This is a genomic window from Neobacillus sp. WH10, from assembly GCF_030123405.1.
Classification (GTDB): domain Bacteria; phylum Bacillota; class Bacilli; order Bacillales; family Cytobacillaceae; genus Neobacillus.
Map to the genome: position 1 here is coordinate 1935409 of NZ_CP126110.1, position 17861 is coordinate 1953269.

19 protein-coding genes are annotated in these 17861 nt (G+C 39.5%); 18 read left to right on the forward strand and 1 reads right to left on the reverse strand.

Translation table 11 applies throughout. The annotated features are described in order from the left end of the window. Positions 1 to 3: 3 nt before the first annotated feature. From rlmN to spoVM, 7 genes are all read left to right on the forward strand, one after another. The gene (gene rlmN, locus QNH20_RS09200; protein ID WP_283922590.1) at positions 4 to 1095 is read left to right on the forward strand and encodes a dual-specificity RNA methyltransferase RlmN; all 1092 of its coding nucleotides are present in this window, start codon (positions 4 to 6) and stop codon (positions 1093 to 1095) included. Between the two features lie 5 nt (positions 1096 to 1100). Beyond that, the gene (locus QNH20_RS09205; RefSeq protein WP_283923379.1) at positions 1101 to 1850 is read left to right on the forward strand and encodes a Stp1/IreP family PP2C-type Ser/Thr phosphatase; all 750 of its coding nucleotides are present in this window, start codon (positions 1101 to 1103) and stop codon (positions 1848 to 1850) included. A 6-nt stretch (positions 1851 to 1856) separates the two neighbouring features. Then, positions 1857 to 3836: a Stk1 family PASTA domain-containing Ser/Thr kinase gene (gene pknB / locus QNH20_RS09210; RefSeq protein ID WP_283922591.1), complete on the forward strand. Its 1980-nt coding sequence runs from the start codon at positions 1857 to 1859 to the stop codon at positions 3834 to 3836. 99 nt (positions 3837 to 3935) lie between these two features. After that, positions 3936 to 4817, forward strand: coding sequence for a ribosome small subunit-dependent GTPase A (rsgA, locus tag QNH20_RS09215; protein ID WP_283922592.1), 882 nt, complete (start codon positions 3936 to 3938; stop codon positions 4815 to 4817). A 1-nt stretch (position 4818) separates the two neighbouring features. Beyond that, positions 4819 to 5463: a ribulose-phosphate 3-epimerase gene (gene rpe, locus QNH20_RS09220; RefSeq protein ID WP_283922593.1), complete on the forward strand. Its 645-nt coding sequence runs from the start codon at positions 4819 to 4821 to the stop codon at positions 5461 to 5463. Between the two features lie 59 nt (positions 5464 to 5522). Further along, positions 5523 to 6170: a thiamine diphosphokinase gene (locus QNH20_RS09225; protein WP_283922594.1), complete on the forward strand. Its 648-nt coding sequence runs from the start codon at positions 5523 to 5525 to the stop codon at positions 6168 to 6170. 322 nt (positions 6171 to 6492) lie between these two features. Next, complete coding sequence (gene spoVM, locus QNH20_RS09230; RefSeq protein ID WP_038541024.1) at positions 6493 to 6576, forward strand: stage V sporulation protein SpoVM; 84 nt, start codon at positions 6493 to 6495, stop codon at positions 6574 to 6576. 187 nt (positions 6577 to 6763) lie between these two features. Here the strand turns inward: spoVM and rpmB are convergent, their stop codons facing one another. Further along, positions 6764 to 6952: a 50S ribosomal protein L28 gene (gene rpmB / locus QNH20_RS09235; RefSeq protein ID WP_007087786.1), complete on the reverse strand. Its 189-nt coding sequence runs from the start codon at positions 6950 to 6952 to the stop codon at positions 6764 to 6766. A 284-nt stretch (positions 6953 to 7236) separates the two neighbouring features. Between rpmB and QNH20_RS09240 the strand changes: the two genes are divergently transcribed. From QNH20_RS09240 to rnc, 11 genes are all read left to right on the forward strand, one after another. Beyond that, the gene (locus tag QNH20_RS09240; protein WP_283922595.1) at positions 7237 to 7599 is read left to right on the forward strand and encodes an Asp23/Gls24 family envelope stress response protein; all 363 of its coding nucleotides are present in this window, start codon (positions 7237 to 7239) and stop codon (positions 7597 to 7599) included. Between the two features lie 15 nt (positions 7600 to 7614). Further along, complete coding sequence (locus tag QNH20_RS09245) at positions 7615 to 9297, forward strand: DAK2 domain-containing protein (protein ID WP_283922596.1); 1683 nt, start codon at positions 7615 to 7617, stop codon at positions 9295 to 9297. Positions 9298 to 9423: 126 nt separating this feature from the next. Next, positions 9424 to 10086, forward strand: a complete 663-nt coding sequence (gene sdaAB / locus QNH20_RS09250; protein WP_283922597.1) for an L-serine ammonia-lyase, iron-sulfur-dependent subunit beta — start codon at positions 9424 to 9426, stop codon at positions 10084 to 10086. Between the two features lie 27 nt (positions 10087 to 10113). Further along, positions 10114 to 10998 (forward strand): L-serine ammonia-lyase, iron-sulfur-dependent, subunit alpha, encoded by an 885-nt coding sequence (sdaAA, locus tag QNH20_RS09255; RefSeq protein WP_283922598.1) that lies wholly within the window; start codon positions 10114 to 10116, stop codon positions 10996 to 10998. Further along, entirely contained in the window at positions 10995 to 13043 is a 2049-nt protein-coding gene (gene recG, locus QNH20_RS09260; RefSeq protein WP_283922599.1) for an ATP-dependent DNA helicase RecG, read from the forward strand. Before sdaAA ends, recG begins: the two co-directional genes overlap by 4 nt. Positions 13044 to 13196: 153 nt before the next feature. Beyond that, positions 13197 to 13763 (forward strand): transcription factor FapR, encoded by a 567-nt coding sequence (fapR, locus tag QNH20_RS09265; protein ID WP_283922600.1) that lies wholly within the window; start codon positions 13197 to 13199, stop codon positions 13761 to 13763. Between the two features lie 12 nt (positions 13764 to 13775). Continuing rightward, positions 13776 to 14780 carry a phosphate acyltransferase PlsX gene (gene plsX, locus QNH20_RS09270; protein ID WP_283922601.1) on the forward strand — a complete coding sequence of 335 codons (1005 nt, stop codon included), beginning with the start codon at positions 13776 to 13778 and terminating at the stop codon, positions 14778 to 14780. Between the two features lie 13 nt (positions 14781 to 14793). Then, a complete protein-coding gene (fabD, locus tag QNH20_RS09275; RefSeq protein ID WP_283922602.1) occupies positions 14794 to 15741 on the forward strand; it encodes an ACP S-malonyltransferase in 948 nt (315 codons plus the stop codon). Then, on the forward strand, positions 15738 to 16481 hold the full coding sequence (gene fabG, locus QNH20_RS09280; RefSeq protein ID WP_283922603.1) for a 3-oxoacyl-[acyl-carrier-protein] reductase: 744 nt from the start codon (positions 15738 to 15740) through the stop codon (positions 16479 to 16481). The genes fabD and fabG overlap by 4 nt, the downstream gene beginning before the upstream one ends. 214 nt (positions 16482 to 16695) lie before the next feature. Continuing rightward, the gene (acpP, locus tag QNH20_RS09285) at positions 16696 to 16929 is read left to right on the forward strand and encodes an acyl carrier protein (protein ID WP_098528750.1); all 234 of its coding nucleotides are present in this window, start codon (positions 16696 to 16698) and stop codon (positions 16927 to 16929) included. A gap of 164 nt (positions 16930 to 17093) precedes the next feature. Continuing rightward, on the forward strand, positions 17094 to 17834 hold the full coding sequence (rnc, locus tag QNH20_RS09290) for a ribonuclease III (protein WP_283922604.1): 741 nt from the start codon (positions 17094 to 17096) through the stop codon (positions 17832 to 17834). The last annotated feature ends 27 nt before the right edge of the window (positions 17835 to 17861 follow it).

Here is a 17861-nt window from a genome sequence, read left to right on the forward strand (position 1 = left end):
CAGTTGGAACAATTGAATACAACTGAGACAAAAACAACAATGGACATAAAGAAAAAATCTATATATTCACTTGAGCTTCACGAATTAAAAAACTGGCTGTCAGAGAATGGAGAAAAGCCATTTCGGGCTGAACAAATTTATGATTGGCTTTATAAAAAAAGAATTACTGCTTTTGACGACATGAGCAATTTATCCAAGGGCTTGAGAGAAAAGCTATCGAGTCATTTTCAAATTACTACATTATATACAGTCATCCAACAAACATCCTCTGATGGAACGATTAAATTCTTATTCGAGCTTCAGGATGGATACTCAATTGAAACAGTGCTAATGCGCCATGATTATGGAAACTCTGTTTGCGTTACGACACAGGTTGGCTGCCGGATTGGCTGTACTTTTTGTGCCTCTACACTTGGCGGCTTAAAAAGACACCTTGAAGCAGGAGAAATTGTTGCACAGGTGGTCAAGGTGCAGCAGGCTCTTGATGAAACAGAAGAGCGAGTGGACTCAGTGGTGATTATGGGGATTGGTGAGCCGTTTGATAACTACGATAACATGCTATCCTTTTTAAAAATCATTAATCATGACAAAGCGCTAAATATTGGGGCTCGCCATATAACTGTTTCGACAAGTGGAATCGTCCCAAAAATTTATCAATTTGCTGATGAAAAGACGCAAATTAATTTTGCTATTTCCTTACATGCTCCTAATACGGAATTGCGATCGAAGTTAATGCCGATTAACAAGGCATATAAACTTGATGACTTAATGAAAGCGGTACGGTATTATATCGATAAGACTGGTCGCCGAATTAGCTTTGAATACGGACTTTTTGGCGGTGTGAATGATTCAATTGAGCATGCAGAGGAGTTGTCAGAACTATTAAAAGGAATCAAATGCCATGTGAATCTTATTCCGGTTAACTATGTTCCTGAAAGGGACTATGTACGTACACCTAAAGACAAAATTTTTGCTTTCGAAAAAACATTGAAAAAACGTGGGATTAATGTGACAATTCGCCGAGAGCACGGTCATGATATTGATGCAGCATGTGGACAACTTCGTGCAAAGGAGCGGAAAGAGGAGACGAGGTGACGATTGTGAAGGCTGTTTATAAAACGGATAAAGGCAGAGTTCGCCAAAATAATGAGGACAGCGGTGGAACTTTTGTCAACCGGGATGGTCAGCGCCTAGCCATTGTAGCAGATGGTATGGGCGGCCACCGAGCCGGTGATGTGGCAAGTAAAATGAGCGTGACCCATTTGCAAGAATTGTGGGAGCAATCAGATGGTTTTCAAACGGCAGACGATGCTGAAAAATGGCTTCAAACTCATATTCTCGAGGTAAATCAATTGGTTTTTGAACATGCAAATAACAATGAAGAATGTGATGGTATGGGCACAACAATTGAAGCAGTGATTGCCACAAATCATTTTGCTACGATTGCCCATGTTGGTGACAGTCGTTGTTATATTTTCAATGATAGCGGGTTTCAGCAGTTGACTGAAGATCATACACTTGTAAATGAATTAGTACGAACAGGGCAAATATCCAGGGAGGATGCCGAGCATCATCCGAGAAAAAATGTTATCCTACGTGCAATAGGTACTGAACCGGATGTAAGAATAGATACTAAAACGATTATGTTTGAGGAAGGAGACATCCTTCTCTTATGTTCTGATGGATTGTCGAATAAAGTAAAAGAAGAAGAGATGGTTTCTATTCTTCAAGCTGAAGACTCACTGGAACTAAAGGCTTCATCACTGATTAACATGGCAAATGAAAATGGTGGAGAAGACAACATCACCCTTATCATACTAGAGTTTGATGAACATAATGAAAGAGGGTGAAGATAAATGTTAATTGGGAAAAGAATTAGCGGCCGTTATAAAATTCTTGATATGATTGGCGGAGGCGGCATGGCCAATGTCTACCTTGCCCATGACATGATCCTTGACCGCGATGTAGCAGTAAAAATGCTTCGCCTTGATTTTGCAAATGATGAGGAGTTCATCCGTAGATTTCACCGCGAAGCACAATCGGCAACAAGCCTTGCTCATCCCAATATTGTTAATATTTACGATGTTGGCGAGGAAAATGATCTTTATTATATTGTAATGGAGTTTGTTGATGGTCAAACACTTAAGCAATACATACAGCAAAATTCCCCATTAAGAGTGGAAGATGCAATTGGAATCATGAGACAGCTTACTTCAGCGATTTCTCATGCCCATCAAAACCATATTATTCATCGCGATATAAAACCACATAATATTTTGGTTGATCATGATGGTAATGTGAAAATCACAGATTTTGGTATTGCGATGGCACTAAGTGCTACAAGTATTACACAGACCAATTCTGTATTAGGTTCGGTTCATTATTTATCACCAGAACAAGCAAGAGGCGGAATGGCAAACAGGAAGTCTGATATTTATTCATTAGGGATTGTGATGTTTGAGTTATTGACAGGTAGGCTTCCGTTTTCAGGGGAGTCAGCTGTATCAATTGCCTTGAAGCATCTTCAATCAGAAACCCCTTCTGTAAGAAGATGGAACCCTGCTATTCCACAAAGTGTTGAAAATATAGTCCTAAAGGCTACTGCCAAAGATTCATTTCATCGTTATAACAGTGTTGATGAAATGGAAGAAGATTTACGAACAGCACTTAATCCGGAGAGGATGGATGAACCAAAGTTTTCCATCCCAATTGATAATGAAGCTACAAAGGCAATACCGGTTATAACAGATAACCAGCCGTTAAAGAATTTAGATGAAACATTAGTGCATAGTAACGAAAAACCTGCACCTAACCCGAAAAAAGCAGAAAAAAAAGGAAAAGCTAAAAAGAATAAAAGAAAAAAGTGGCCGATTATCTTAATATCTACCTTCCTAGTGCTTGCCATTCTTGGATTATTATCTTTTTTATTTTTACCTGGAATGATGTCTGCAAAGGACGTGAAAATACCAGATATAAGTGGTATGAATGTAGATAATGCCATTTCCGAGCTTAAGCTAAAAGGATTAGCGGCAGGAAATAAAATTGAGATTACCGATGAAAAAGTAAAAAAGGGAAGAATAATCAAGACTAGTCCGGAAATTGGCACTACGGTAAAGGAAAATTCCAAAATCACTCTATATATTAGTTCAGGAAAAGAAAAATATGAACTATCTGATTATGTAGGACGGCAATATGAAGATGTTATCCGTTTACTTGATAATCAGAATTTTAAAGATATCAAAAAAATTGAAAAGACCGATGACAGTGAGCCAGGAACCATTATCAGCCAAAATCCTTCTGGAGGGAAAAAGGTTGTTCCAGAAGAGACAGTCTTAGAGTTTGAAGTTAGCAAAGGTCCGGAAAAAATTGTATTAAAGGATTTAACCCAATACACTTTACAAGGCGCTCAGGATTATGCTTCATTGGTAGGACTGAATTTAGACGCCTCACAAGAACAATTTGATGAAAAAATTCCTAAAGGCATGGTGATATCCCAATCACCTGTAAAAGGTACAGAAATGAAAAAGGGTGACAAGGTTACGGTAATCATTTCAAAAGGGAAAGAGGAAAAACCACCAAAAGAGGTTATCATTGACCTAACTATTCCATATGAACCAGCTGTTCCAGGACAGCCTGGCCAAAAACAATCGGTTACAATATTCATTGAAGATATGGAACACAGCATGACTGAGGCGGCAGAAACCTTTTATATAACAGAAACTATAAAAAAACAAATTACTTTACAAATTCCATATGGCGGAAAAGCCGGATATAAAGTCATTCGTGATTCCAAGGTCATTATTGATGAGAAGAAATACTATTCAGAAACAGAATAGTTAGTATTGCATTCTATTGAATAAAAAGGAATGAATACGCTCAAATTCTAACGGGGAAAAAGTAATTACACGGTAAGTAATAGGGCAAGGAGTGTGGCTATGCCTGAAGGAAAAATTGTCAAAGCATTAAGCGGTTTTTATTATGTTCTTCATAATGAGAACTTAATCCAATGTCGAGGAAGAGGCGTTTTTCGAAAGAACAAAATTTCCCCGCTTGTGGGGGATGAGGTCGTTTTCCAAGCTGAAAATGATTTAGAAGGCTACATTCTAGAAGTGAAAGAGCGGAAAAATGAATTAATTCGACCACCAATAGCAAATGTGGATCAGGCCATTCTTGTTTTTTCTGCGGTGGAGCCAGACTTCAGTACGGTTTTATTGGATCGTTTTCTTGTTTTGGTAGAGTTTAATCACATTGAACCACTAATCTGTATTACCAAGATTGATCTTACTAATAATGATCAAATTCAGATGATTTCACAATACGCTGAACAATATAAAACAGCTGGCTATGAAGTAATTTTAACTTCTTCTGAAACAGAAGCAGGAATTGAACGATTAAATCCACATATAGAAAATAAAATATCTGTCTTTGCCGGGCAATCAGGTGTGGGGAAGTCATCATTACTGAATGTCTTAAGACCTGACCTTGAATTAAAAACCAATGATATATCGTCCCATCTTGGAAGAGGAAAGCACACAACAAGACATGTAGAGCTCATGAAGATCGGTAATGGACTTATTGCCGATACACCGGGCTTTAGCTCATTGGAGTTCACCAACATTGAAGCGGAAGATTTATCATCTTGCTTCCCTGAATTACTAAGAGCGAGTGAGAATTGTAAATTTCGGGGCTGTTTACATGTGACAGAGCCAAAATGTGCTGTGAAGGCAGCGGTTGAGTCCGGTGAAATCCCCGCGTATCGTTACGAACATTATGTGGACTTCCTACAGGAAATAAAAGATAGAAAGCCGAGGTATTAACATGGTAAAAATAGCACCTTCAATTCTTTCAGCCGATTTTTCAAAATTGGGGGAAGAGATTCTAGCAGTTGAAAAAGGAGGAGCAGATTACATTCATATTGATGTCATGGATGGTCATTTTGTACCGAATATAACGATTGGACCGCTTATTGTTGAGGCTATTCGTCCGATTACTAACCTGCCGTTAGACGTGCACTTAATGATTGAAAACCCTGATCAATATATTGAGGCCTTTGCTAAGGCAGGGGCGGATTATATTACTGTACATGTGGAAGCATGCCGGCATCTTCACCGGACCATTCAAAACATCAAATCTTTTGGGATTAAGGCGGGCGTAGTATTAAATCCTGCTACTCCAGTGGAATCCATTCAACATGTAATTGGGGACATTGATATGGTATTATTAATGTCAGTCAATCCTGGTTTTGGGGGTCAAAAATTCATTCCTGAGGTTCTTCCGAAAATAAGAAAAGTCAAGGAAATGGCTGAACAAAAAGGAGTAAACCTTGAGATTGAAATTGATGGCGGCGTCAATCCAGAGACAGCGAAACAATGCATGGAAGCCGGTGCCAATGTTCTCGTTGCAGGCTCGGCAATTTATAATCAACCAGATTATGCAAAAGCCATATCATTAATTAGAGGGTAGTCTGAAAGAAAGCCGGGTATTTTGCTCGGCTTTTTGCATAGTGAAAAGGAGTAAATAAAATGGTTATTAATATTCTTGCTGGAGGCCCTGTGGAACTGCTGCCTGATTTAACGGAATTTGAAGCAGAAAACGCCATCTGGGTCGGTGTCGATCGCGGGGTCTTTCAATTACTAAAAAGAAACATTAAACCCGCGATTGCTTTTGGTGATTTTGATTCCGTTTCACATGAAGAGTTACACTTTATTGAAAGCAGAGTTACAGAATTAAAGAGGTTTAAACCAGAGAAAGATGAAACAGATATGGAACTTGCCCTCAACTGGGCATTAGATCAAGAACCAAGGACCATCCGTTTGTTTGGAGCAACAGGCGGCAGACTTGATCATTTATTTGCAAATGTTCACCTCCTGCATAATCCGCTAAAAGAAAAATATTCAACTGATGTCTGCTTAATTGACCGGAATAATATAGTCTTTTTAAAGGAGCCAGGAAGTTATAAAATCGCTAGGATGAAAGATAAAAAATATGTATCTTTTGTGCCTTTAACGCTAAATGTCCGTGATATAACACTAGAGGGCTTTAAATTTCCTTTGAAGAATCGTCATATTTCCCTTGGATCAACACTATGTATTAGTAATGAACTTATTAATGATTATGGTACTTTTTCATTTTCCGAAGGCATATTAATAGTGATAAGAAGTCACGATTAATAGGCAATACTAACTTTATCTAGCTCCGGCGCCTAGGGGCTCTATGGTCTAAGCCAATCCGTCAAGAAGGTTAAAGAGCAACCTTCTGGCCGGCTCGTCTTAGGCTTGGCTACAGAAAGCTATCGCTTTCTGTACGCATTAAGGGAGACTAATCTTCTGCCTTCGCTCTGCTTGCCAGTCGATAATTCTCCCTATATCGTCCCTGAACAAGGCGCTTACGCTTTAATGTGTTAGGTACTAATTTCGTTCGTTTGAATAAAATGGTAGGGCGTACGAAAAAGGTAAATGGAATAAGCCGGGGAGATTTGTGAGGAGGGACAGTATGAAATTTTATACAATTAAACTGCCGAAATTTTTAGGTGGAATAGTCCGGGCGATGATTGGTGTGTTTAAGAAGAACGAATAGAATTTTTAACAATTTTCCTAAAGGCACCTATTAAAAATTTGGGTGCTTTTATTTTGTTCGATAGGGAATAGTAATGGAATCAGGTTGGAAAGTGTTCTTTTTTGTTCAATATTTGTTTTTAAACCCAAGAAGTTTTTTCGCCTATCCAAAAAGAAAGAGCACCCTAATTTAGGATGCTCAGGTCTTATTATACGCGTTCTACTTTACCGGATCTTAACGCTCTTGCAGAAACCCAAACACGCTTAGGCTTTCCATCAACAAGAATACGGACTTTTTGTAGGTTAGCACCCCATGTACGCTTATTAGCGTTCATAGCGTGAGAACGTGCGTTACCAGTTGTTGTTTTCTTTCCAGTTACTACACATTTACGTGGCATAATGATTTCCCTCCTTAACTACCCAAAGCTTTATACAGCAATCATTAAGATGCTTTATCAGGATATAGAAAATTGTCAAATGCAAATTTTCTAGTCTTAAGATACTTTAATAATTTATCATACAACTTACCCGAATGCAATAGTAACCATTCAAGAAAAAATCCTTGACATAGGTAATAAATAAATGCTCTTATAGTAAACAGGCAGGTATGACTTTCAATATTGGATTGACTATAGTAAAATGACTGTAGTCAAGGAGCAATTTTCCAAAGGGGGAACGATTCATGTCCATTGAATTAAAAACAAAGTACGGACAAATTGATATTTCAAACGAAGTAATTGCTACGATTGCTGGTGGAGCGGCAATCGAATGTTATGGAATCGTCGGTATGGCCTCTAAGAATCAAATTAAAGATGGAATTACGGAAATATTAAGAAAAGAAAACTTTACTCGGGGCGTAATTGTGCGCCAGGAAAATGAGGCATTACATATTGATATGTACATTATTGTCAGCTATGGAACGAAAATTTCCGAAATTGCAAACAACGTGCAATCAAAGGTTAAATACACCCTCGATAAGACAGTTGGACTTGCCGTTGACTCGGTCAATATTTACGTTCAGGGAGTTCGTGTGACGAACCTGTAGTTAGGAGGAAAGTTTGTGTCAATAACAGCATTAGATGGAAAACGTTTTGCAGAGATGGTGATTCAAGGTGCGAATCATTTAGCTGTGAATGCAAAAATGGTTGATGCGTTAAACGTTTTTCCTGTGCCCGACGGTGATACGGGAACAAATATGAATTTATCAATGACCTCCGGGGCGAAGGAAGTTAAAAATAATGTTCAGGAACATATTGGTAAAGTAGGGGCAGCCCTTTCCAAAGGCTTGCTTATGGGAGCACGCGGAAATTCAGGTGTCATTCTCTCACAGCTATTTCGAGGATTTTCTAAGGCAGTAGAAACGAAAGCGAAAATTTCCGGGAAAGATTTTGCCAATGCCTTAGAGGCAGGAGTAGAAACAGCTTATAAAGCTGTCATGAAGCCTGTTGAAGGAACCATTTTAACAGTAGCAAAGGACTCTGCTAAAATGGGTCTTCAAGCTGCTCAAAAATCAGATGATATTATCGTCATTATGGATGAAATACTAAAAGAAGCAAAGGCATCCCTAAAGCGTACTCCAGACCTGCTTCCTGTTTTAAAGGAGGTCGGTGTTGTTGATAGCGGTGGACAAGGACTTGTTTTCGTTTATGAAGGTTTTCTCGCTGAACTAAAAGGGGAAAAGCTGCCGGAATCATCAGACCTGCTTCCTTCTATGTCGGAAATGGTTAGTGCTGAACATCATAAAAGTGTTCAAGGCCATATAAACACTGAGGATATTGTTTTTGGCTATTGTACAGAATTTATGGTTAGGTTTGAACAGGACAAAACTGCAAAACATCCATTCAATGAAGGTGATTTCCGAAATGACCTAAGTAAATTCGGGGACTCGTTATTGGTTATTGCCGATGAGGATGTAGTTAAAGTTCATATTCACTCCGAGCAGCCGGGAGAAGTATTAACCTATGGTCAGCGTTATGGCAACTTAATTAATATGAAGATTGAAAACATGCGTCAGCAGCATTCCAACATCGTTGGTGAAACACAAACTGCACTCGTCTCAGATCGTCCCCAGGCTCCAAAAGAACTACAGGAATATGGCATTGTTACGGTTTCTATGGGATCAGGGATTGCAGAGTTATTTAAAAGCATTGGGGCGCATGCTGTCATTGAAGGCGGCCAAACAATGAATCCAAGTACGGAAGATATTGTAAAAGCTGTCAAGGAAGTTCATGCGAAAAGGATTTTTATTTTACCAAATAATAAAAACATCATAATGGCCGCAGAACAAGCTAAAGATGTCTCAGATGAAGATATTTATGTGATTCCATCTAAAACTGTTCCGCAAGGACTTTCGGCATTGCTCGCATTCAATCCTTCAGCAGATGTAGATACGAATGAAGCAGCGATGAAGGAAGCATTACAGAATGTTAAAACTGGTCAGATCACCTTTGCAGTCCGCGATACCTCAATCGATGGCTTAGAAATTGAAAAAGATGATTTCATGGGAATTTCTGAGGGTAAAATTGTGGTGAAAAACAAAGATAAAGGGAAAGTGGCAGAAGGCCTTTTAACCAAGATGCTTGATGAGGATTCCGAAATCTTAACCATCATTTATGGTGAAGACGTGACTGAAGATGAAGTAACCCAGTTGGCGCAATTTGTGAAAGAAACCTTTGCTGATGTGGAAATTGAAATTCATAATGGTGGTCAGCCATTATATTCATTTATCTTTTCAATTGAATAAGGAACAGCTAAAATAGAAGGGGGGCCTTAGGGTCACACCCTTCTTTTTTGTATATACATATCTAATAAATAACTTAATTTGATAAAACAGAATTTTATAGATTATTTCGCAAAGGGGGAAAATGTTGTGAAATATAGAAGTGTGTTCGATATCATTGGTCCAGTGATGATTGGCCCATCAAGCTCGCATACAGCTGGAGCAGCAAGAATAGGAAGAGTCGCAAGAAGTTTATTTGGCAGGGAGCCAAAATGGGCCAATATTTCCTTGTATGGTTCATTTGCTAAAACATACAAGGGGCATGGGACAGATGTAGCCATAGTTGGAGGGTTATTGGATTTTGATACCGACGACGTTAGAATCATCAAAGCAATTGATATTGCCAATGAAAAAGGCATGAAGTTAATGTTTATCGAAGAAGATGCCATTATGGATCACCCTAATACCGCAAGAATTATTGTTGGTGATCATGATGGTGAACTTGAATTGATAGGAATCTCGATCGGTGGTGGGAAAATTGAGATTATTGAGTTAAATGGCTTTGAATTAAAATTATCTGGAAACCATCCCGCTATCCTGGTTGTTCATAATGACCGTTTTGGTGCGATTGCAAGTGTTGCCAATACACTAGCGAAATACGAATTGAATATAGGCCATATGGAGGTTGCTCGTAAAGAAAAAGGGAAGATGGCGCTAATGACAATTGAAGTTGACCAAAACATTGATGATAAAATTCTCGAAGAACTTGAACAGCTTCCAAACATATTAAAAGTTACTAAGATTGTAGATTAAAAATACAGCAGGAGAGGGGGCGTATTTGTGTTTCGCAATGTAGCTGAATTAGTTGAACTCGCTGTTAGTCAGAATAAAAAAATCTCTGAAATCATGATTGAACAAGAAGTGTCTGTAACCGGCCGTTCAAGAGAAGAAATTTTGACTCTTATGGACAGGAACCTGACCGTTATGGAGGATGCCGTTGAGCGTGGAATCAAAGGGGTAACTTCACACTCAGGATTAACGGGCGGTGATGCGGTGCTGCTACAAAAATATATTGTAAAAGGAAACTTTTTAACTGGTGAAACGATACTTGATGCGGTAAGTAAAGCAGTTGCAACAAATGAAGTAAATGCGGCTATGGGGACAATTTGTGCGACGCCAACAGCAGGATCTGCGGGAGTTGTTCCAGGAACATTATTTGCGGTAAAGAAAAAGCTGAACCCCACTAGGGAGCAAATGATTTTCTTCCTTTTTACTGCTGGTGCGTTCGGTTTTGTTATGGCTAACAATGCTTCTATATCCGGTGCAGCGGGCGGTTGTCAGGCTGAGGTCGGTTCTGCAGCAGGGATGGCAGCGGCCGCAATTGTGGAAATGGCTGGCGGAACGCCTGAACAATGTGCAGAAGCTATGGCAATTACTTTAAAGAACATGCTTGGTTTAGTTTGTGACCCTGTTGCCGGCCTTGTTGAAGTCCCTTGCGTGAAACGAAACGCAATGGGGGCGGCCAATGCCATGGTTGCAGCCGATATGGCTTTAGCAGGAATTACTAGCAGGATCCCTTGTGATGAAGTGATTGATGCAATGTATAAAATTGGGCAATCCATGCCGACAGCACTAAAAGAAACAGCGCAGGGGGGGTTGGCGGCTACACCGACAGGACGAAAACTTGAAGCGAAGATCTTCGGTAAACCGCCAAAAGAAAAGTGAATTCAAATCTAAATCAATCAGTAACGGCACTAAGGGGAGTTGGGGAAGAAACGGCTGATGCCCTTGGGGAAATGAATATATATACGATTCAGGATTTATTGGAATATTTCCCTTACCGCTATGAAGACTATTCGCTAAAGGATATAACAGAAGTACAGCATGATGAGAAAGTGACGGTGGAGGGGAAGGTTCACAGTGAGCCTTCTCTTGTCTATTATGGAAGGAAGAAATCTAAGCTGACCATCCGGCTTTTTGTAGGGGCAAATTTAATTAAAGTAATCTTCTTTAACCAGCCGTATTTAAAAAATAAAATCAGCATCAATGAAACCATCACGGTAACAGGTAAATGGGATGCCCACCGTCAAACAATCACAGCGAATGAAATGCAGGCTGGTCATAACATGAAAGCAAAAGATTTTGAACCAGTTTACTCGTTAAGAGGAAAAATAAAGACCAAAGGAATGCGGAAATTTATTCATCTTGCTTTTCAACAATATGGTCATACCATCGATGAGACTCTTCCGGCAATTTTTTTACAGAAATATCGGCTATTAAACAGACACGATGCCATTAAAACCATGCATTTTCCCAACAGCCCAGATGAAGTGAAACAGGCAAGACGGCGTTTTGTTTATGAGGAATTTCTTTTGTTTCAATTAAAAATGCAGGCATTACGGAAATTTGAACGGGAGCATTCCCCTGGAATTAAGCAAACCTATAACTTGAAGAAATTGAAGGAATTTATAAAAAGTCTTCCCTTTCCATTAACGAATGCCCAAAAAAGGGTTGTTAATGAGGTGTTAGCGGAACTAAAATCGCCATACCGTATGAATCGTCTATTGCAAGGGGATGTAGGTTCCGGGAAAACGGTTGTAGCTGCAATTGGTTTATACGCTAGTGTGACAGCAGGCTATCAAGGGGCTCTAATGGTACCTACCGAAATTTTGGCTGAGCAGCATGCAGAATCATTAAAAAGTTTATTAGAACCGTTTAAAGTGAAATGCGAGCTTTTAACGAGTTCCATAAAAGGGAAACGGAGAAGGGAAATCCTTCAAGAGCTGGCAGATGGAAAACTAGATATTTTAATTGGTACGCATGCCCTTATTCAGGATGAGGTTACTTTTAAAAAACTCGGTTTTGTTATTACTGATGAGCAGCATCGGTTCGGTGTGGAGCAGCGGAGAGTGCTGCGGGAAAAGGGAGAAAATCCTGATGTCTTATTCATGACTGCAACACCGATTCCGAGGACACTTGCGATTACAGTCTTTGGCGAAATGGATGTCTCGATCATCGATGAGATGCCAGCAGGCAGGAAATCGATTGAGACTTACTGGGCAAAACCGGAAATGCTTGAGCGCGTTCTTGCTTTTGTCGAGAAAGAATTAATAAAGGGGCATCAGGCATATGTTATCTGCCCATTAATAGAGGAATCTGAGAAGCTCGATGTGCAAAATGCGATTGATGTGCATACAACGTTAAGCACCTATTTCGAAAAACGCTATCAAGTTGGCCTTATGCACGGCCGCTTAACATCCGAGGAAAAGGATTCCGTCATGAAGGCATTTAGTACGAATGAAGTTCAAGTGCTTGTTTCCACTACTGTTGTAGAAGTAGGGGTGAATGTACCGAATGCAACCATGATGGTTATTTATGATGCCGAACGGTTCGGACTTTCTCAGCTCCACCAGCTTCGTGGGCGTGTAGGGCGTGGAAGCGATCAATCATACTGTATTTTACTTGCAAGCCCAAAATCAGAAGTAGGCCAAGAGCGGATGAGGATTATGACCGAAACAAATGATGGATTTGTACTTAGTGAAAAGGATTTAGAACTTAGGGGGCCGGGCGACTTTTTTGGAAAAAAACAAAGCGGGATTCCAGAATTTAAGGTGGCTGATATGGTTCATGATTATCGTGCACTTGAAACTGCAAGAAGTGATGCTTCCATGCTGATTCAGTCGAAAAGTTTTTGGACTGCCCCTGAATATCAATATTTAAGATATAAGCTTGAAGAATCAGGTGTTTTAGAAGGGGAAAAACTGGATTAATCCAACTTTTTTCTTCTTAAAACATCCAAATAAAGAGTACAAAGAGGGAAAAGCAGATAGCGGGTATAGTAATTTTATGCTTGCAATCTGCTTTTTTAAATTTTATACTACTCTTAGTACCTAGTCATAAGATCTCGGACGGTGTGAAAAATTATGAGAAGAAGCAAAAAGGAACGTCAACACTTATTAACCATTACTATTAATGATAATCCTTTTATTACTGATGAAGAGCTGGCGGAAAAATTTCAAGTAAGCGTACAAACGATTCGTCTTGATCGCTTAGAATTATCGATACCGGAACTCCGCGAACGGATTAAAACTGTCGCAGAGAGAAGTTTCGAAGATGAAGTGCGCTCATTACCGCTCGAAGAAGTCATTGGGGAAATTATTGATATAGAGCTAGATCAGAGCGCAATTTCAATTTTTGATGTAAAAGAAGAACATGTCTTTAAGCGTAATAACATTGCCCGGGGCCATCATGTATTTGCCCAGGCGAATTCTCTTGCGGTAGCTGTTATTAATGATGAATTGGCATTAACAGCAAAAGCAAATATTCAATTTATACGGTCGGTAAAATTAAATGAACGCGTTATTGCCAAAGCACGAGTAACGAAAATCGATGAAAATGTTGGCAGAACGTTTGTCGAAGTGAAAAGTTTTGTGAATAATGAACTTGTTTTTACCGGAGAATTGGAAATGTTCCGTTCGAAAAATCGTTAAAGGATGAGACAAATGAAATTAGCAATTGATGCAATGGGCGGAGACAATGCCCCAAAAGAAATAGTATTAGGTGCGATGAAAGCCGTTCAGACTTTTTCTGATATACATATAACGCTTGTCGGGGACGAAAACAAAATAAAAGAAACGCTAACAAGTCATGAGAGGATTTCTGTTTTACATACAACGGAGGTTATTCTTGGGACGGATGAACCAGTTAGGGCAGTTCGACGGAAAAAAAATGCATCGATGGTTTTAGCTGCACAGCAAGTAGCAGATGGGGCAGCAGATGCATGTATTTCTGCAGGAAATACAGGGGCATTGATGGCAGCAGGTCTGTTTGTAGTTGGACGAATTGAAGGCATAGACCGGCCTGCATTAGCACCGACACTGCCAACTATTGGCGGTGAGGGCTTCCTGCTATTGGATGTTGGTGCAAATGCAGATGCAAAGCCAGAACATCTAATGCAAAATGCCATTATGGGTTCCATTTATAGCGAGAAGGTTAGAGGTATTGCTAAGCCAAGGGTTGGACTTTTAAACATTGGCACTGAAGAAAAGAAAGGTAACGAATTGACAAGGCATGCTTTTGATCTTTTAAAAAGTGCTGATTTAAATTTTGTTGGTAATGTTGAAGCAAGAGACTTACTTGATGGTGTTGCGGATGTAGTTGTTACCGATGGTTTTACCGGCAATATGGTTTTAAAAACAATTGAAGGTACTGCCCTTTCAATGTTTAAAATGTTGAAAACCGCATTAATGAGTAGTTTTACCAGTAAATTGGCTGCTGCAGTGCTGAAGCCAAATCTAAAGACATTGAAAAATACTTTAGATTACTCAGAATATGGTGGTGCAGCCCTGTTCGGTTTAAAGGCTCCGGTTATCAAGGCCCATGGATCGTCGGATGCACAAGCCGTATTTAGTGCAATCAGACAAACAAAGGAAATGGTAAGTAACGATGTCGGAAAGTTAATTAAACAAGCAGTCGAAGAAACTAATACTTTTGAAATAGAACATTAAAAGAGGTGAAGATATGGGAAAAATAGCATTTGTTTTTCCAGGACAGGGGTCACAAACGGTTGGAATGGGAAAGGATCTGGCGGATAAACACTCAGAGGTAATGGAATATTTTTCAAAAGCGGACAAAAGGTTAAATGTGCCATTAAGCAATTTAATATTTGCAGGACCAAAAGAAGAATTAACGATCACGTATAATACCCAGCCAGCGCTGTTAACAACAAGTATCGCTATTTTAGATTATTTCAGCAAATCTGGAGTGAAAGCTGATTTTGTTGCAGGCCATAGCCTTGGAGAATATTCTGCTCTCGTTGCTGCGGGTGTATTGTCCTTTGAAGATGGTGTGTATGCCGTTAGAAAACGCGGAGAGTTTATGGAAAATGCCGTTCCAAATGGAGAAGGCTCAATGGCTGCGGTATTAGGTCTAGACCGTGAACCCCTTGCAGCAGTTGCAAAAGAAATCAGCGAATCTGGTTTTCCTGTTTCTTTAGCCAATTTAAACTGTCCAGGGCAAATTGTAATCTCTGGTTCTCGAGAAGGCGTAGAACGTGCGAGTGTTAAGGCAAAAGAAGCTGGGGCAAAGAGAGTGCTCCCATTAGATGTCAGCGGTCCATTTCATTCGACATTAATGAAACCTGCTGCAAATGAATTACTTGCTGTCCTAGACGGTATTGAAATGAAAGATTCATCCATTCCTGCAGTTGTGAACGTAACTGCTGAACCAGTAAGTGTTGCTTCTGAAATTAAAGATAAATTAATTGAACAACTTTACTCCCCGGTGTTATGGGAAGATTCAGTCGTGAAAATGATTGACCTTGGTGTAGATACATTTATTGAAATTGGCCCTGGAAAGGTTCTTTCAGGCTTAATTAAAAAAATTAATAAGATAGTTAAAACATATGCGGTTTCTGATGAGGAAAGCGCTCAGGCAGTTATTGAAGCCTTAAAGGAGGATAACCTATGAATTTAACAGGTAAAGCAGTTTTAGTTACAGGTGCATCTCGTGGTATCGGCAGAGAAATCGCCTTGGAACTTGCTAGACAAGGCGCCGATGTAGCGGTTAATTTCTCTGGCAGTGAAGCAAAGGCAAATGAAGTCGTTGACGAAATAAAGGCACTTGGCAGGGATGCATTTTCCGTAAAATGTAATGTAGCAAATGCTGAAGAAGTCGGAGAAATGGTAAAGTCAGCAATTGACCGATTTGGTAAGCTTGATATTCTCATCAATAACGCAGGAATTACGAAGGATAATTTATTAATGAGAATGAAGGAAGAAGAATGGGATGATGTGATCAACATAAACCTAAAAGGTGTTTTCCTATGTACAAAAGCAGTAACCCGGCAGATGATGAAGCAGCGGGTAGGCCGCATTATTAATATTGCTTCCATTGTTGGTGTAAGTGGAAATCCAGGACAAGCAAATTATGTCGCTGCAAAAGCAGGTGTCATCGGGTTAACAAAAACAACAGCAAAAGAGCTAGCATCGAGAAATATTACCGTTAATGCGATTGCTCCTGGTTTCATTACAACAGATATGACCGATAAATTACCTGAAGAAGTAAAAGCAGAAATGTTAAAACAGATTCCCTTAGGAAGATTAGGAGAGCCTAAAGATATCGCTAAAATGACTGCATTTTTAGCGTCTGATGACTCATCCTATATAACAGGTCAAACCTTCCATATTGATGGTGGGATGGTAATGTAAATAGAAAAGCGGAAGCGCCTAGAACAGGGGCGACAGGCATAAGACGATCCGGCGAGAAGGCTGTATTTTAGCCTTCTTGACGGATTGGCTTATGACCCCGAGCCCCTAGGCGCTGAAGCTAGACAGTTCTCAAAGTTCAATGCAAATTTTATTAAAACATGGTGTATTATTTTAGTGAAATACTCTATAATAGCTTGAGGGGAGGTGAACAAGTATGGCAGAGGTATTAGAACGTGTTACAAAAATCATCGTTGACCGCTTAGGTGTTGATGAATCTCAAGTTAAGCTTGAAGCTTCATTTAAAGATGATCTTGGCGCTGATTCCCTTGACGTAGTTGAACTAGTAATGGAATTAGAAGATGAGTTCGATATGGAAATTTCTGACGATGATGCTGAAAAAATCAGCACTGTTGGTGATGCTGTTAATTACATAAATAGCAGTAAGTAATCACGTTAGATTTATTCATAAAGCCCCGTTTTCAAACGGGGCTTTATTTTGTATGATAGAACTTGGTGGAGCAAACTATCTGCCAAGTTTCTTTGCGTTTTCGCAGGAAGTTTTTTAAACTAATAATTGGGTAGTTTGTAAATTTGATGCAAGGTGGAGACTTTATGCGCAAGTATAGTAAGGGAAAAGAGTTTAACAATCGCGCAAAAGAAAATCAATTTAAGGATTTTCAGGTTACAATCGGAATTAAAATTGAAAATGAGAAATTATTAAAACAAGCTTTTACTCATTCATCCTATGTGAATGAGCATCGCAGAAAGCCTTTCGAAGATAATGAAAGACTTGAATTTTTAGGAGATGCAGTCCTCGAGCTAACGGTTTCACAGTTCCTTTTCAAAAAATATCCTACGATGACGGAAGGAGAATTGACGAAGCTACGTGCTGCAATTGTTTGTGAACCCTCACTTGTCGCTTTTGCTAATGAGCTCGAATTTGGAAAACTTATTTTGCTCGGCAAAGGAGAGGAAATGACGGGTGGACGTGAGCGCCCTGCCTTACTTGCAGACGTTTTTGAAGCATTTATTGGGGCTCTTTATTTAGATCGAGGAATTGAAAAGGTTATAGAATTTCTTGAAAAAATTGTTTTTCCTAAAATAAATGCTGGTGCTTTTTCTCATGTGATGGATTTTAAAAGCCAATTACAGGAACTTATTCAACGGGATGGGACTGGCATGATTGAATATCGTGTCCTCCAGGAAAAAGGTCCTGCCCATAATAAGGAGTTTGTTTCAAGAGTATCCTTAAATGGTGAAGAACTGGGAATTGGGACTGGAAAATCTAAGAAAGAAGCGGAACAGCATGCCGCTCAAATGGCACTTAGCGTATTAAAAGCAAGGTCAACCTAGAAATGACAAATGTTTGCAGGAGAAATC

Coding starts and splice junctions, on each gene's coding strand:
- acpP (WP_098528750.1), top strand. CDS start 16,696: ATGGCAGAGGTATTAGAACGTGTTACAAAAATCATCGTTGACCGCTTA.
- spoVM (WP_038541024.1), top strand. CDS start 6,493: ATGAAATTTTATACAATTAAACTGCCGAAATTTTTAGGTGGAATAGTC.
- rpmB (WP_007087786.1), bottom strand. CDS start 6,952: ATGCCACGTAAATGTGTAGTAACTGGAAAGAAAACAACAACTGGTAAC.
- pknB (WP_283922591.1), top strand. CDS start 1,857: ATGTTAATTGGGAAAAGAATTAGCGGCCGTTATAAAATTCTTGATATG.
- fapR (WP_283922600.1), top strand. CDS start 13,197: ATGAGAAGAAGCAAAAAGGAACGTCAACACTTATTAACCATTACTATT.
- QNH20_RS09225 (WP_283922594.1), top strand. CDS start 5,523: ATGGTTATTAATATTCTTGCTGGAGGCCCTGTGGAACTGCTGCCTGAT.
- rsgA (WP_283922592.1), top strand. CDS start 3,936: ATGCCTGAAGGAAAAATTGTCAAAGCATTAAGCGGTTTTTATTATGTT.
- fabD (WP_283922602.1), top strand. CDS start 14,794: ATGGGAAAAATAGCATTTGTTTTTCCAGGACAGGGGTCACAAACGGTT.
- QNH20_RS09240 (WP_283922595.1), top strand. CDS start 7,237: ATGTCCATTGAATTAAAAACAAAGTACGGACAAATTGATATTTCAAAC.
- fabG (WP_283922603.1), top strand. CDS start 15,738: ATGAATTTAACAGGTAAAGCAGTTTTAGTTACAGGTGCATCTCGTGGT.
- rnc (WP_283922604.1), top strand. CDS start 17,094: ATGCGCAAGTATAGTAAGGGAAAAGAGTTTAACAATCGCGCAAAAGAA.
- rpe (WP_283922593.1), top strand. CDS start 4,819: ATGGTAAAAATAGCACCTTCAATTCTTTCAGCCGATTTTTCAAAATTG.
- plsX (WP_283922601.1), top strand. CDS start 13,776: ATGAAATTAGCAATTGATGCAATGGGCGGAGACAATGCCCCAAAAGAA.